17 protein-coding genes are annotated in these 14373 nt (G+C 31.6%); 11 read left to right on the top strand and 6 right to left on the bottom strand.

The genetic code is table 11. From position 1 onward, the window contains the following. The first annotated feature begins 2 nt into the window (after positions 1-2). From frr to SULAZ_RS00925, 6 genes are all read left to right on the top strand, one after another. Positions 3-557, top strand: coding sequence for a ribosome recycling factor (gene frr, locus SULAZ_RS00950; RefSeq protein WP_012673683.1), 555 nt, complete (start codon positions 3-5; stop codon positions 555-557). A 99-nt stretch (positions 558-656) separates the two neighbouring features. Next, on the top strand, positions 657-1100 hold the full coding sequence (locus tag SULAZ_RS00945) for a ribosome maturation factor RimP (RefSeq protein ID WP_012674648.1): 444 nt from the start codon (positions 657-659) through the stop codon (positions 1098-1100). An 8-nt stretch (positions 1101-1108) separates the two neighbouring features. Beyond that, on the top strand, positions 1109-2221 hold the full coding sequence (nusA, locus tag SULAZ_RS00940) for a transcription termination factor NusA (protein WP_012674817.1): 1113 nt from the start codon (positions 1109-1111) through the stop codon (positions 2219-2221). Then, positions 2221-2523, top strand: a complete 303-nt coding sequence (locus SULAZ_RS00935; protein ID WP_012673968.1) for a 50S ribosomal protein L7ae — start codon at positions 2221-2223, stop codon at positions 2521-2523. The genes nusA and SULAZ_RS00935 overlap by 1 nt, the downstream gene beginning before the upstream one ends. After that, on the top strand, positions 2524-5316 hold the full coding sequence (gene infB, locus SULAZ_RS00930; protein WP_012674196.1) for a translation initiation factor IF-2: 2793 nt from the start codon (positions 2524-2526) through the stop codon (positions 5314-5316). Continuing rightward, positions 5288-5950: a 7-carboxy-7-deazaguanine synthase QueE gene (locus SULAZ_RS00925; protein WP_049751962.1), complete on the top strand. Its 663-nt coding sequence runs from the start codon at positions 5288-5290 to the stop codon at positions 5948-5950. Before infB ends, SULAZ_RS00925 begins: the two co-directional genes overlap by 29 nt. Here SULAZ_RS00925 and SULAZ_RS00920 read toward each other — a convergent pair. Next, positions 5947-6588, bottom strand: coding sequence for a PilZ domain-containing protein (locus SULAZ_RS00920; protein ID WP_012674939.1), 642 nt, complete (start codon positions 6586-6588; stop codon positions 5947-5949). The genes SULAZ_RS00925 and SULAZ_RS00920 overlap by 4 nt on opposite strands. A 60-nt stretch (positions 6589-6648) precedes the next feature. Here SULAZ_RS00920 and dprA point away from each other — a divergent pair, with 60 nt between their 5' ends. After that, positions 6649-7719 carry a DNA-processing protein DprA gene (dprA, locus tag SULAZ_RS00915; RefSeq protein ID WP_012673574.1) on the top strand — a complete coding sequence of 357 codons (1071 nt, stop codon included), beginning with the start codon at positions 6649-6651 and terminating at the stop codon, positions 7717-7719. Here dprA and SULAZ_RS00910 read toward each other — a convergent pair. After that, positions 7704-9305 carry an ArnT family glycosyltransferase gene (locus SULAZ_RS00910; protein WP_012674113.1) on the bottom strand — a complete coding sequence of 534 codons (1602 nt, stop codon included), beginning with the start codon at positions 9303-9305 and terminating at the stop codon, positions 7704-7706. The two genes, dprA and SULAZ_RS00910, sit on opposite strands and share 16 nt — an antisense overlap. Positions 9306-9346: 41 nt before the next feature. Here SULAZ_RS00910 and SULAZ_RS00905 point away from each other — a divergent pair, with 41 nt between their 5' ends. The 4 genes from SULAZ_RS00905 (at position 9347) to SULAZ_RS00890 (ending at position 11529) form a co-directional block, all read left to right on the top strand. Beyond that, a complete protein-coding gene (locus tag SULAZ_RS00905; protein ID WP_012674291.1) occupies positions 9347-9847 on the top strand; it encodes a shikimate kinase in 501 nt (166 codons plus the stop codon). Then, a complete protein-coding gene (acpS, locus tag SULAZ_RS00900; protein ID WP_012673805.1) occupies positions 9844-10212 on the top strand; it encodes a holo-ACP synthase in 369 nt (122 codons plus the stop codon). The genes SULAZ_RS00905 and acpS overlap by 4 nt, the downstream gene beginning before the upstream one ends. Positions 10213-10314: 102 nt before the next feature. After that, entirely contained in the window at positions 10315-11037 is a 723-nt protein-coding gene (locus SULAZ_RS00895) for a sigma-70 family RNA polymerase sigma factor (RefSeq protein ID WP_012674614.1), read from the top strand. A gap of 6 nt (positions 11038-11043) precedes the next feature. Then, on the top strand, positions 11044-11529 hold the full coding sequence (locus tag SULAZ_RS00890) for a hypothetical protein (protein WP_012674448.1): 486 nt from the start codon (positions 11044-11046) through the stop codon (positions 11527-11529). Here the strand turns inward: SULAZ_RS00890 and SULAZ_RS00885 are convergent. The 4 genes from SULAZ_RS00885 to rplS are packed head-to-tail and all read right to left on the bottom strand — an operon-like array spanning position 11526 to position 14306. Continuing rightward, positions 11526-12305: an SDR family oxidoreductase gene (locus SULAZ_RS00885; protein ID WP_012673497.1), complete on the bottom strand. Its 780-nt coding sequence runs from the start codon at positions 12303-12305 to the stop codon at positions 11526-11528. The genes SULAZ_RS00890 and SULAZ_RS00885 overlap by 4 nt on opposite strands. 12 nt (positions 12306-12317) lie before the next feature. Then, positions 12318-13328 (bottom strand): anthranilate phosphoribosyltransferase, encoded by a 1011-nt coding sequence (trpD, locus tag SULAZ_RS00880; RefSeq protein ID WP_012674011.1) that lies wholly within the window; start codon positions 13326-13328, stop codon positions 12318-12320. A gap of 2 nt (positions 13329-13330) precedes the next feature. Beyond that, the gene (locus SULAZ_RS00875; RefSeq protein ID WP_012674695.1) at positions 13331-13912 is read right to left on the bottom strand and encodes a ribonuclease HII; all 582 of its coding nucleotides are present in this window, start codon (positions 13910-13912) and stop codon (positions 13331-13333) included. Next, positions 13905-14306, bottom strand: a complete 402-nt coding sequence (gene rplS / locus SULAZ_RS00870) for a 50S ribosomal protein L19 (RefSeq protein ID WP_012674218.1) — start codon at positions 14304-14306, stop codon at positions 13905-13907. Before rplS ends, SULAZ_RS00875 begins: the two co-directional genes overlap by 8 nt. Between the last annotated feature and the right edge of the window lie 67 nt (positions 14307-14373).

Below are 14373 nucleotides of genomic sequence, written 5' to 3'. Positions count from 1 at the left end.
GGATGATAGAGGAGTATCTTAAAGAAGCTGAAAAAAGAATGAAAGGTGCTGTAGCAAAATTTAAAGAAGAGCTTACAGGTATTAGAACAGGAAGAGCATCAACTGGATTAGTTGAGAACATAAAAGTTGATTACTATGGATCTGAAATACCACTAAAACAACTTGCAACAATATCCACACCTGAACCATCTCAAATAGTTATCCAAACATGGGACAAAAGTGCTGTAAAATCAATAGAAAAAGCTCTTATAGAAGCAAACCTCGGTGCCAATCCTCAAACAGAAGGTAACACAATAAGACTAAACCTTCCACCTATGACAGAAGAAAGGAGAAAAGAAGTAGTTAAGATAATACATAAGTTTGCAGAAGAAGCGAGGGTAGCTGTAAGAAACGTAAGAAGGGACGAGAAAGAAAACATAGAAAAACTTAAAAAAGAAGGCTTTTCAGAAGATGATGTTAAAAAAGCATTGGAAAAACTTCAAAAACTAACTGACAAATACATAGAAGAGATTAATCAGCTAGCAGAAGCAAAAGAAAAAGAAATTTTATCTATATAAAAATCTCAAAAGGAGTTTTCCTTCCTCTCTTTTCTTTTTCGAAATTTAGCTTAATTTATGATAAAATTAATATTCTTAAATTTTAAATTTGGGGAAAGAATGAAGTTAGAGGAAAAAGTTAAAGAATTACTAAGTCCAATACTGGAAGACAGAGGTTTAAAATTAGTCGATATAGAGTATATTACAGGTAAAAGACCAGTACTTAGAATATACATATACAACCCTGAAGGGACTTCTATAGATGATTGTGAGTATGTAAGCCAAAGAATAGGTTCTATATTAGATGTTGAGGATTTAATAAAAACATCTTACACTCTAGAAGTATCGTCCCCCGGACTGGACAGAAAGTTTAAAAATATAGAAGAGTACAACATATTTAAAGGTAAAGATGTTGTTGTTAAAACAAAAGAACCTATAGAAGATAAAAAGATATTTAAAGGTATTTTAGAAGGTCTTGAAGATGGCATAGTTAAATTAAAACAAGATAATATAGTAGTTGAAATACCTTTAGATAAGATATCACAAACAAAATTAGATTTTTAGGAGCAGGTATGCCTATAAAATTAAAGAATGTTATAGAAACAGTAGCAAAAGAGAAAAACATTCCAGAAGAAGTTATAGAAAGAGCATTAAAAGATGGAATATTTGTTGCTGTGAAAAAAGAGTACAAACTAAGAAATGACCAGATTAAAGTGATTTATGACAAAGATAAAGATGAGTTAAAAGTTTTAATTAAAAAGAAAGTTACACCTTTTGTTGAAGATGAAAAAAAAGAAATATCTTTAGAAGAAGCAAAAAAGTATAACCCTAATGTTGATTATGGAAAGTTTGTCGAAGTCCCATTAGATCTGGAAGATATAGGGAGAATAGCTCTATCTGTTGCAAAAGAGGTAATAGCAGAAAAAGTTTCAAGAGTAGAAAGAGATATTCTATATAAAGAATTTAAAGAGTATGAAGGCAAAATAATAACAGGGACAGTTCGTAGATTTGAAGGTGAAGATATTATAGTAGATTTAGGTAGAGTAGAAGCAATACTACCAAAAGAAGAACAGATACCAAAAGAAAAATATAAAATAGGAGATAGAGTAAGAGCCCTTGTTTTAAAAGTTTTAAAAGAAAATAAGTATCCTATACTGGAAAAAGGTAAAGTAAAAAGAGTTATAAAAGTTAGCGAGGGACCCCTTATAATTTTATCAAGAACACATCCAAACTTCTTAAAAAAATTATTAGAAATAGAAGTACCTGAGATTCAAGAAGGTGAAATTGAAGTAAAAGCTGTGGCAAGGGAACCGGGAGAAAGGGCAAAGGTAGCAGTTTATACCAAAGATAAAAATATAGATCCTGTAGGAGTAGTAGTAGGTTTAAAAGGAAGTAGAATACAAAACGTATCTAACGAACTATCAGATGAAAAAATAGACGTGATAGAATGGTCTGAAGACCCTGCAAGATTTGTTATAAGAGCCTTATCTCCTGCAAGACCAACAAAGTATAGATTACTTCCAAAGGAAAAGAGAATAGAAGTTGCTGTACCAAAAGAAGAGTTATCTTTGGCAATAGGAAAAAATGGTATAAACGCAAAATTAGCACATAAGTTGACAGGTTGGCATATAGATATACTAAGTGAAGAAGATTTTGAAAAGATACAGAAACTACCAACAAAGTGATGGATGAAAAGAAAATAGACAGTTTATTACAACTTAGCTTTAAAGCTCGTAAAATAAAATTTGGGTATGAGAATATTGATAAAGTAAAGGGTGATACTTTTGTTATTATAGCAAAAGACCTTTCAGAAAACACAAAAAGATATATATTAAATAAATTTAAAGGTGATATTTACCAGTACAAAACAAAAAAAGATTTAGGTAGGTTGTTTGGAAAAAACGAAGTAGGAGTTATAATTTTACCTAAAAACGAACTTAATCTAAAAATAAAAGAAATTTTTAAGAAGCTGCAGGAGGTTTTTTAATTGAAAGTAAAAGATTTAGCTATCCAGTTAAATATAGACCCTCAAGAACTAAAGAAAATTTTAAATGAGGAGTTTGGTTTAAACATAAAAAAGATAACTGATAAAGTAGATAAAGACGTTATTGACGTTATTAAAGACAGATTTACACAGAAAGAAGAAACCGTAGAGAAAAAAGAAAAAAAGGAAGGAGAAGGAATAAAAGCTTTTGACCTGTACCATAAATTAGGTATTACGTTATCAGAATTAGAGCAAAAACTTAGAGAGTTAGGTTATACAAAAGAAGTCTCTAATCTTTCTATAATTCCTTTTGAATTAGCTAAGAATGTAGAAGAAAAAGTGAAAGAAGAAAAAAGGAAAATAGAAGAAGAATTGAGAAGACAAGAAGAGGAAAAAAGAAGAAAATTAGAAGAACAAAAGAAACTTGAAGAAGAGAAAATTAAACAGCAGCCTGAAGTAGTAGAAGAAAAAGTTGAAGAAAAGCCAAAAGAGGAAATAAAAGAAAAAAAAGTAGAATCTCTCCCAAAACAGCCAGAAGTTATAGAAGGTGTAGTACCTGAGGAAGAGAGAAAAAAAGTTTATAGAAGAGAAGAGAAAAAACCTTTTGAGAAAAGAGAAAGGTTTGAAAAAAAGGAAAAATTTGAAAAGAGAGAGGAAAGAAAACCTTTTGAAAAAAGAGAAAGATTTGAGAAAAAAGAAGAGAAAAAGCCTTTTGAAAGGAAAGAAAAGTTTGAAAGAAAGGAAAAATTCGAAAGAAAAGACGAAAAGCAACCAGTAAAAGCACAAGAATTCGAAAGGAAAGAAGAAAAACCTTTAAGAAAACCTGAGGAAAGACCAACTTTAGCCTTTACTCCCGAATCTATAAAAGAAGAGAAAAAACCAGAGAAAAAAGAGACAAAAGAAGAAAGGATTGCTCGTATAGCTAAAGAAGAAAAGGAAGAGATGGAAGCTCTCAGAAAACTTATGGAAGGGCATCCTAAGAAGAAAAAACCTAAAAAAGAAGAAAAGAAAAGAGAAGTTGAAGAATCTAAAGAAGAAGAGATTAAAATCATTCAAATACCAGAAGTTATAACCGTAAGAGAGTTAGCAGACCTTTTAGATATACCCGTTAATCAGATACTCATGGACTTATTACAAAAGAAAATACTTGCAACCGTAAACCAGACTATAGACCCTAAAATTGCATTAGAAATAGCAGAAAAACACGGATTCTTAGCAGAGTTGAAAGTAGAAGGTGAAGAGCCTGAAGAAGAAATAAAAGAAGAGGTAGAGGTTAGAGAAGAAGAAATAGGACAGTTAGAAGAAAGACCACCAGTCGTAACTGTAATGGGACACGTTGACCATGGAAAAACAACGTTACTTGATACTATTAGAAAAACTGATGTAGCAGCAAGAGAACACGGTGGTATAACACAGCATATAGGTGCTTACAAAATAAAACTTCCAAATGGAAAAGAGATAACTTTCTTAGATACACCAGGACACGAAGCATTTACAACCTTAAGAGCGAGAGGTTCAAAAGTAGCAGATATAGCTGTACTTGTAGTAGCTGCAGATGATGGAGTAAAACCTCAAACTGTAGAAGCAATAAACCACGCTAAAAACGCAAAAGTTCCTATAATAGTAGCTGTAAACAAGATAGACAAACCCGGTGCAGATCCAATGAGAGTAAGGCAAGAACTAACCCAGTACGGACTTATACCAGAAGAGTGGGGTGGAGATACGATATTTGTAGATATCTCAGCAAAAACAGGTAAAAACGTTGAAGAGCTTCTTGAAATGATACTTTTAGTAGCAGAAATGCTTGAACTTAAAGCCAACCCTAATAAACTTGCTGTTGGAACAGTTATAGAATCAAAGTTAGATCCTAAAAAAGGACCAGTTGCTACAGTTTTAATAGAAGATGGAACCCTACACGTTGGAGATTACTTTGTAGCAGGATATACGTGGGGAAAAGTTAAAGCTTTATTCAATGAAAGAGGAGAAAGATTAAAAGAGGCAAAACCGGGAACACCTGTTGAGGTACTGGGTTTTGATGAGGTTCCCCAAGCTGGAGATAAATTTATAGCAAAAGCAACAGAAAGAGAGGCAAAACAGTTAGCGGAAGTAAGAAAACAAAGAAGAGAGGAAGAGTTATTAGCTAAGAAAACCAGAATTAGCCTTGAAAATTTAGGTGAGGCAAAAGAGATAAACATAATTATAAAAGCTGATGTTCAAGGTTCTTTAGAAGCTTTAAAGAAATCTATTGAAGATTTATCTGAAAAGTTTGAAGAAGTAAAGATAAATATAATCCATGCAGCTGTAGGTGGTATAACAGAAAGTGATGTTATGCTTGCAGCTGCTTCAAACGCTATCATCATAGGATTTAATGTAAGACCAGATGCAGCAGCAAGGAAAGCAGCAGAGCAAGAAAATGTAGACATAAGACTTTATAACATTATATACCAAGCTATTGAAGACCTTGAAAAAGCAATGAAAGGAATGTTAAAACCAACCTTTAGGGAAGTATTACTTGGAACAGCTGAAGTAAGGGCTACATTCAAGGCAAAGTCTATAGGTACAATAGCTGGATGTTATGTAACAGAAGGAGTTATAAGAAGAAACGCAAAAGCAAGGCTAGTAAGAAACGGAGTAGTTATATACGATGGAGAAATAGCCTCTCTAAAAAGATTCAAAGAAGATGTTAAAGAGGTTCAAAAAGGATTTGAGTGTGGCTTAACTTTAAAGGATTATAATGATATAAAAGTTGGTGATATTATAGAAGCCTATGAGATTGTTGAAGAAAAACCTGTATAAAGAAACTTTTAAAGTTGTTGAAATATTTAGAACAGTTGAAGGAGAAGGTAGATGGGTTGGCCTTCCCGTTGTTTTTATAAGACTTGAAGGATGTAATCTAAGATGTAGCTGGTGTGATACAACATACTCTTACGATGGAAAAACCTATACAGTAAAGACATTAGAAGAAATATTAAAAGAAGTTAGTACCTATAACCTCAAAAGGGTATGTATAACAGGTGGAGAGCCTTTCTTAACATCGAATTTAGATATTTTAGTAAAATCACTACTTGATGAGGATTACTACGTTTTTATTGAAACAAACGGAACTCTATGGAATGAAAGATTTAAAGATTTAAATTTAGATAGACTATACATTACCTGCTCTCCAAAACCACCATTTTACTTTGTAAACAAAGATTTAATCCCTTACATAAAAGAGCTAAAATTCGTTGTAGATGAAAACCTATCTTTAAACCACATAATAAAACCAGATTTTATAGATATAATAAAAAGTGATATAATCGTTTTACAACCTGAAAGTAATAAACCAGAAATGGTAAAAAAAGCTTTAAACTTACAAGACCAGCTACTACAACTTGGTATTGAAAGTAGAATCATCCCTCAATGTCACAAAGTTTTAGGACTTCCTTAATCTGCAAAATTACTTAGTATTTTAGCTAATTCTCTTTGTCTATCTCCAACATACTTTGCAATCTCATTCTGAACAATTGGTCTTGCTTGTGTAATTTTACACCCATACCTATAAGTATTATCTGGTCTTTCAATTTTGTATAAAGGTTTAAATATTATTGGGAAAGTCTTACTATTTACGTTTAATCTACCCTCATACTCTTTGTCTATCTCAAATGTAGCACTTTTAGGAAGTTTGAAACTAAATCCTTCTTCAGATATATCCCTTAAATTAACACACAACTCAGAATCTATTTCCAAATTTACAGGATGTTTAGCTGGACATTTGACTCTTACAAAATTTCTTTTTATCTTTGGTTCTATTGCAAAAGAAGGAAAGGACGTAATAAGTACTTCCCTGTTCCACATTAAAGCTTTTAAGACTAAAATATCATCATTTACTCTTGCATATAACTCCTTTTCCTGACTAATCATAACTTCTATTTTAGGATTTATTTCAAACTCAATCTGCTTTTTCAAAAAATTTATCTCAAATACATTTAGTATTACCTTTATAGGAACTTCTTCATAAAATATAAAAAACTCTCCCTTTTTCTTTTTTTCTAAATCTTCTAACAATCTATTTATTGTTCCTTCCATTAATGATTTACCTCAATTTGTTATAATAGTATTTTAACAAGAAAATCATGGATTTTAAAGATGGAAGAGATATTATCTTGTTTAGAGTTGTACTTTATAAAAGGTTTGGGAAATGTATCTATTAAAAAGTTAATTGAACATTACTCTACTGCAACTAGCGTTTTAAATGCAGACTTTAATGACTTAAAAGAAAACTTTGGAGAAAATATAGCAAAGTTAATAACAAACAGAGATACATCTTTAAAAGAAAAGGCTTTAAAAGAGTATGAAAAAGCAGAAAAATTAGGTGTAAAAATAGTTCCCCTCTCTTATCAAGATTACCCTTTTTTGTTAAAAAATATTCCGGACCCGCCACCAGTTATCTACATTAAAGGCATTTTCCCCATTCCAGAAAATACCGTTGCAGTAGTAGGCAGTAGAAAACATTCAAGCTACGGTGTTTATGTTGTAAACAGTATAGTTAGAGAACTTGCTAAATCAGGTGTAAATATAGTCTCCGGAATGGCTTTAGGGATAGACACTATAGCCCACAAAGTTGCATTGGAAGAGGGAAGTTTTACAACGGCAGTTTTAGGAAGTGGCATTGATGTAGTTTACCCTTTTGAGAACAGAAAACTTTACGATAAGATAACTGAAAATGGCTGTGTTATATCAGAGTTTCCAATTGGAACTAAACCTTCTTCTTACACATTTCCTCAAAGAAATAGGTCAATAGCAGGACTATCTTATGGTGTTTTTATTATTGAAGCTCCAGATAAATCTGGAAGTTTGATAACAGCAAACTATGGAAACGAATACGGAAGGCTTGTCTTTACAGTTCCTGCAAACATAAATCTATCTACAGCTAAGGGTAATAACTCTCTTATAAAAGAAGGAGCTATAGCTATAACAGAGTTTAAAGATTTAAAAGAGTTTTTACCATTTTTAAAATCCAGTGTAAACATTGACTATCTATCTGACCTAACAGAGCAGGAAAAAGAAGTTTTAATGTTTTTAGACAGTAAAAAGTACTACGATGAGATATTAGAAAAGTTTTCAAATAAGTATCCAGATATAGATTCTATACTGTTTAATCTGCAACTGAAAAATCTAATACAGTCAGATAGCATGTTTTACTACCGCGTTGTGTAAATGAGATACATTTTCACAAATCCAGAGTAATCTCCTTTCTCTGCTTTTGCAACATTCTTTAGAAAGATGGCAAACCTTGACTCGCTATTAGGATAAAGATAACCACTCCAAAGAACTTTTCCGTTTATTTTATTTAAAGTGTTTTCTTCCACCAATGCAACCATATAGTTATGACTTTGCCAGTACTGAACTATCTGACCTTCTGAGTAATCTCTTAAAACTTTTCTTTTGGCGTAAAAAGGCATATTATGGAAAAATCTATTTTGAATAATCAAAGGCACAGACCTATCAGGAACGTTGTAGTTTATAATCTCTCCAATCTCTTTGTAAGGTCTATATTTTTCTACCTTTACAAGTAGAGATACTGTCAAAATAAAAAATGTTATCATCGTAGATAAAAAAGGAATCAACTTGTAATCTCTATATCTTAAAAGAAAAATGAACGGAGATAAAATTATAAAGTAGTAAAAGTAGTCTAAATTAAATGTAGAGACCATATAACCATTTAAAACAGTAATAACAACAGTAGGAATAACAAAAGAAGCTCCCCATAAAACCTTTTTAAATCCAGAAGGATTATGATTAACAAGATAATATCCAACTAAAACAGACAAAGCAGGATGAGCTTGAATAAAGTAAGTAGGTATCTTTCCTTTTGCTACTGTAAACACTACAAACATTACAAAAATCCAGCTGAATATAAAAGAAAAATCCTTTAACAACCTTTTAAAACTATCTACAAAAGAGTAGTAAAACGCCAGAGAGTAAGGCAAAAATCCCCAAAGAATAACTATTAGATAAAAGAATAAATCACTAATCCTTGATTCTTCCCCAAAAGCCCTTTTTACTGTCTCTTCATTATAAACACTCCAGAATGTATCCCCAAACTTTAGACTCATATAAACAATCCAGCTAAGCCCTATAACCAAGGAAATAGGAACGCCTATATAGATTTTTATATCAATTAACTTCTTGAAAAACTCTTTTAAATTAAAATTACTTTCAATCAAAAGATAAAAACCCACGATACCACCTAAAACAAAAAAGTAAGGATACCCCTTAGTAAGAACAGTTAAACCAAGGGATACGTAAGAAAGGAAAATATACAAAAGGTTCTTTTTTTTATAACCTTTTAAAAATAAATACAAAGTAAGTGTAAAAAAGAAAAGAAGAGGGACTTCGGGAGATGCATATCTTGAGTTTATAACAAACTGAAAACTAAAAGCCATCACAAAGAAAGAAAAAATACCAACATACCTACCGTAAAGAAGCTCTCCTATCTTATAAGTTAAAAATAAAGACCCAACAGCCATCAAAACAATAGGAAGTCTTATGGCAAACTCGTTTAAACCAAATATTAAAGAAGATAAAGCTATAACCCAGTAAGTAAGGGGAGGTTTATTAAACCTTGGTTCATAGTTGTAGTAAATATCAAGAAAGTTTTTAGATTCAAACATCTCTCTTACAGCTTCAGCATAAAAACTCTCGTTAGGTATCCATACATCGTTATACCAAAAGTTCCAGAAAAATATAAATACTGTTATAAAAGCAAAAAGGTAAAACTTTAAATTTTCTCTACTATCCATCCTAAGAATCTAAAAGACTTTTATGGTAGAATTATTCTACCATGAAAAACATATACTTAGTAGGCTTTATGGGAAGTGGAAAGTCAACGGTAGGAAAATTACTAGCAGATAAAACTTCTAGAGATTTTGTTGACGTAGACAAACTTATAGAAGAAAGAGAAAAAATGAAAATTAAAGATATTTTTGAAAAAAAAGGAGAACTTTACTTTAGAGAACTAGAAAAAAAATACCTTCAAGAATTACTAAACACACAAAACCTTGTAGTATCAACAGGAGGAGGATTAGGAGCTGACGCTGAAAACATGAACCAAATGAAAAAAAACGGTATAGTTATATGGTTAGATTTGAATCTTAACACTATATTAGAAAGAATAAAAAATGATGAAAACAGACCTCTTTTAAACCAACCCCTAGATAAAATTAAAAAGCTCTTCGATGAAAGAAAAAAAGTGTACGGACTTGCAACCTACAGGATAAATGCAGAAAATAAAACACCCTTCCAGATAGTAGAAGAAATCTTAAACAAGATAAAAACAAAATGAAAATATACACAGGCATAGACATAGTAGAAAACAGTAGAATAGAAAAAGCTTACAGTAGATTCAAAGAAAAATTTTTAAAAAAAGTGTACACACAAAGAGAAATTGAGTACTGCCTGAAAAAAAATGATTTTATTCCCTGTTTAGCTGCAAGATTTGCTGCCAAAGAGGCAACCATAAAAGCTTACTATCAATTATCATGTAAAACCCTCCGGTATAAAGATATAGAAGTAGTAGGTAAAAAAGGAGCTCCTGCAGAAATTTTACTGCACAATGATATCTATCATACCAAAAACCTTAATATATCTATTTCAATCTCTCACGAAAAAAACTATTCTGTTGCAGTAGTTATCATCTATACTGCATAACTTTGTTTGCATCCATAATTTGTAAATACTAATTAAATAAACGATTAACAATTGGCATAAATCTTGCTTAAAACAACATTAATAATAGTGGGAGGTGGCAATATGCAGGTACAAACAGTAAATAAAAACGAAATAATAATAGAGTATCTACCAAAAATAAAGTATATTGTAAAAGCATTAAAACACGAAAATTTACCACCAATAGTTGATGAAGAAGATTTAATTCAAGTAGGGGTTTTAGGTCTATACGATGCTCTAGAAAAGTATGACCCATCAAAAGGTATAAAGTTATCAACATACGCAGAGATAAGAATCAGAGGATACATAATAGACCATTTAAGACAACTTGACTGGGTTCCAAGGTCTGTAAGGTCTAAAATAAAAAACCTTGAAAATAAAATAGCTCAACTTGAAGCTCAGCTTGGAAGACAGGCAAAAACAGAAGAAATAGCAAACTATCTTGGTATGACTGTAGAAGAGTATATGACTTACGCTGAAGTTTTAGCAAACAAAGTATTAATTTCCCTTGACTCAGACGTAAGTAAAGATGATGATGAAAGTTTGCATCTATGGGAAGTTATATCCTCTAACGATGATACACCAGATAAAGTAGTTGAAGAAAAACAGTTAAAAGAAATACTTTCTGATATAATATTAAATCATCTTGATGAAAGAGAGAGACTTTTGATAAGCTTATACTACTATGAAGAGTTAAATATGAAAGAAATAGCTGACATACTCGGTATAACCGAATCAAGGGTTTCACAGCTCCATACTAAGATAATGCTTAAACTTAAAAATTTAGTAATGAAATACTTAGAGTAAAGAATTATGAAAAAAGAACAACTTGAGATTTTAATTTTTGATACGGAAACATTTGTTTATTTCCAGCAAAAAAAGATAGACAAATTAATAAAAGAAAAAGATATTTTATCTGTTGATGAATCTTCTTTTATATTTAAAAATTTCTCAGAAAGTTTATATAAACTATCGGAACTTCTTTACAAAGCTGTGGAGATAGATAACTTATCTACAATAAAAAATATATACGATTTAACACTTCATACCCTTGGATGGATTATATTTACGCTACCATCTTTAGAAATACACACTCCTTTATTTCCAGAAAACTTTAAGATACACAATAAAGACATAGTAGACTTTTTAGCCCAAAGTATGATTGAGTTAGAAAACATTTCAGAAGATATAAAATCTTCAAAATACTACTCAGAAGACATTGCAAACAACCTTAAAGATGCGTCAATGTTTTTTGGATACTTATCAAAAGTATCACAAAAAGGAAGCCGATACAGTTAACGGCCTCCTCTGACTAGTGATAATCCTCCATCTACAATAATGGTTTGTCCTTGTATCCATCTTGCATCTGGAGTACACAGAAATCCAACAACTCCTGCTATATCTTCAGGTTGTCCCATTCTTCCAAGTGGTGTAAGTTTTATAGTTCCTTCTTTTACTTCTTCGTAGTTGGGAAACAGTTGAATAGCTTCTGTGTCTATAGGACCTCCAGATACACAGTTTACGTTTATACCCATAGGACCTACTTCTACAGCTAAATATCTAACTAAAGTTTCTAAAGCTGCCTTTGCAGAACCGTGTATAGCATAGTTTGGCATGTAGTCCCTTGTTCCTGTAGAAGAGATTGCAATTATTTTACCTTCTCTACCTTCCATCAATTTTACAGCTCTTTGAGAAGACCAGATAAAACCAAAAGTGGTTATGTTGTATATTCTTAAAGTTCCTTTTTCTTTTAATCTTAAAAACGGTGCAAATCCACCAACAACTTCTCTTCCTGAAGCTACTGCATTACTTACAAAAATATCTAAATATCCAAACTTCTCAGTTATCTCATCAAATACCCTATCAATATCTTCTTTTACCCCAAAATCCCCCTGTATTGCATACCCTTTTCTACCCATTGATTCTATCTCCTTTACAACTTCTTCTGCTTTTTCTTTACTTTTGTAGTAGTTTACTATTACATCACATCCCATAGAAGCAAGTTTTAAGGCTATAGCTCTCCCTATTCCTCTACTTGCTCCTGTAATAAATGCTAACTTCTCCTCTAAAACCATAAAATCCTCCTTTTATGATAAGTTTCTAAGTTTTTCTAAAACTTCGTAAGCCTTTTTAGAGTATATAGACTCCTTTGCCAGTTCTATACCTTCTTTAATACTACTAACTACACCTGCAACCTTTAAAGCAAATCCGCTGTTTAAAGCTACAAAATCAGTTTTAGGACTGTAGTCTTTCCCTGTTAGTATGTTAAGAGCTATCTCTTTATTTTCTATTATATCTCCACCTTTTAAATCTTCTATAGATACTCTTTTTAAACCAAAATCTTCTGGCTTTACTGTGTAAACTTTAATATCTTCTCCATCTACCTGAGCCACTAAAGTCTCTGCTGTTAGAGAGACCTCATCTAAACCTTCCAGTCCATGAACAACAAATGCTCTCTTTATTCCTAAATTTACCAAAACCTTTGCTATAGGCTCAACTAAATCTTTATCATACACTCCCATCAACTGGTAAGGTGCATCAGCTGGATTTGAAAGAGGACCTAAAATGTTAAAAATAGTTCTTACACCAATTTCCCTTCTCTGTCTTACAACATTTTTCATAGCAGGATGAAAAATAGGAGCAAACAAGAATCCAAGACCTACTTCATCTATACATCTTTCAACTTTTTCTGGAGGCATATCTATTTTAACGCCTAAACTTTCCATAAGGTCTGCACTACCACATTTGGAAGATACAGACCTGTTTCCGTGTTTTGCAACTTTTGCACCACTTGCCGCAACTACAAAAGCTGATATTGTTGAGACATTAAAAGTACCTATATTATCACCACCTGTTCCACAAGTATCTACCAACTTAGATTTATCTTTAACGTTTACTTTAATAGCTTTATCTCTCATTACAGTAGCAGCTGCAGATATCTCATTTACCGTTTCTCCTTTCATTTTAAGGCCAATAAGAACAGCTCCCAGTTGAGCGTCTGTAAGTTTTCTATCCATTATCTCTTGGAATAGGAATAAGACTTCTTCTTTAGATAGATTCTTCTTTTCCGTAATCTTTTTTATAAGTTCTTTTATCATATCTAAAATAACCTATAAGATTTTCTATGAATTGGAGTTATTCCGTACATTTTTATCTCTTGATAATGTTGCTTCGTAGGATAACCTTTATGTTTGTCAAAAGAAAAGTTAGGGTAAATTTTTGAGTAATCTTCCATAATTCTGTCTCTTGTTATTTTTGATAAGATACTTGCAGCTGCAACCGTATGAGATACTTCATCTGCTTTTGGTATAGATATACTGTCAAAATCAAGGTCAATATTTATAAAATCTAAAATTGCATAATCTGGTTTTATGTAAAGCTTTTCTATAGCTTTGTAAATACCTTCTTTTAATGCAGAAGAAATCCCTAAAGAGTCAATTTTTTCATTATCTACTACAACTATACTGTAATCTAAAGCGTTTTCAAGTATCTCGTTGTAAAGACTATCTCTTTCTTTGGGAGATAACTTTTTAGAATCTGCATATACAAAAGGTTTTTGGTTATATTTAAAAATAACAGCTGAAATAACAAGAGGACCAGCAATAGGCCCTCTTCCGGCTTCATCTATTCCTACTATGTATTTATAACCGTTTTTATAAATCTTTTTTTCAAGGCTATCCATTATTTTCTTTAGCAGCTTGAGATTCCTGAGATCTTTTCTTAATTTCCCACTCTTTAAGCTCTCTAATTCTTGCAGATTTACCTTTGAGATTTCTGATGTAGTAAAGTTTAGCTCTTCTGACAATACCTCTTTTAACTATTTCTATTTTTTGAATAGACGGACATGCTATAGGGAATATCCTTTCCATACCAACTCCGTAAGAAACTTTTCTAACTGTAAATGTTTTACCTAATCCACTTCCTCTAACTCTGATAACAAGCCCTTCGAAAATCTGTGTTCTTTCTTTTTCTCCTTCTTTTACTTTTAAATGTACTCTTACAGTATCTCCCGGCCTAAACTGTGGAATATCCTTAGGAAGATACCTTTCTTCAATCTCTCTTATTAATTGATGCATATCTTTCATCCTCCGGTTAAATTTTTGAAAGGAATATTATACCACAATACACTTAAGTTAAAAAGTT

Source organism: Sulfurihydrogenibium azorense Az-Fu1 (assembly GCF_000021545.1).
Classification (GTDB): Bacteria; Aquificota; Aquificia; order Aquificales; family Hydrogenothermaceae; genus Sulfurihydrogenibium; species Sulfurihydrogenibium azorense.
This window is presented reverse-complemented; position numbering and strand designations above follow the sequence as displayed.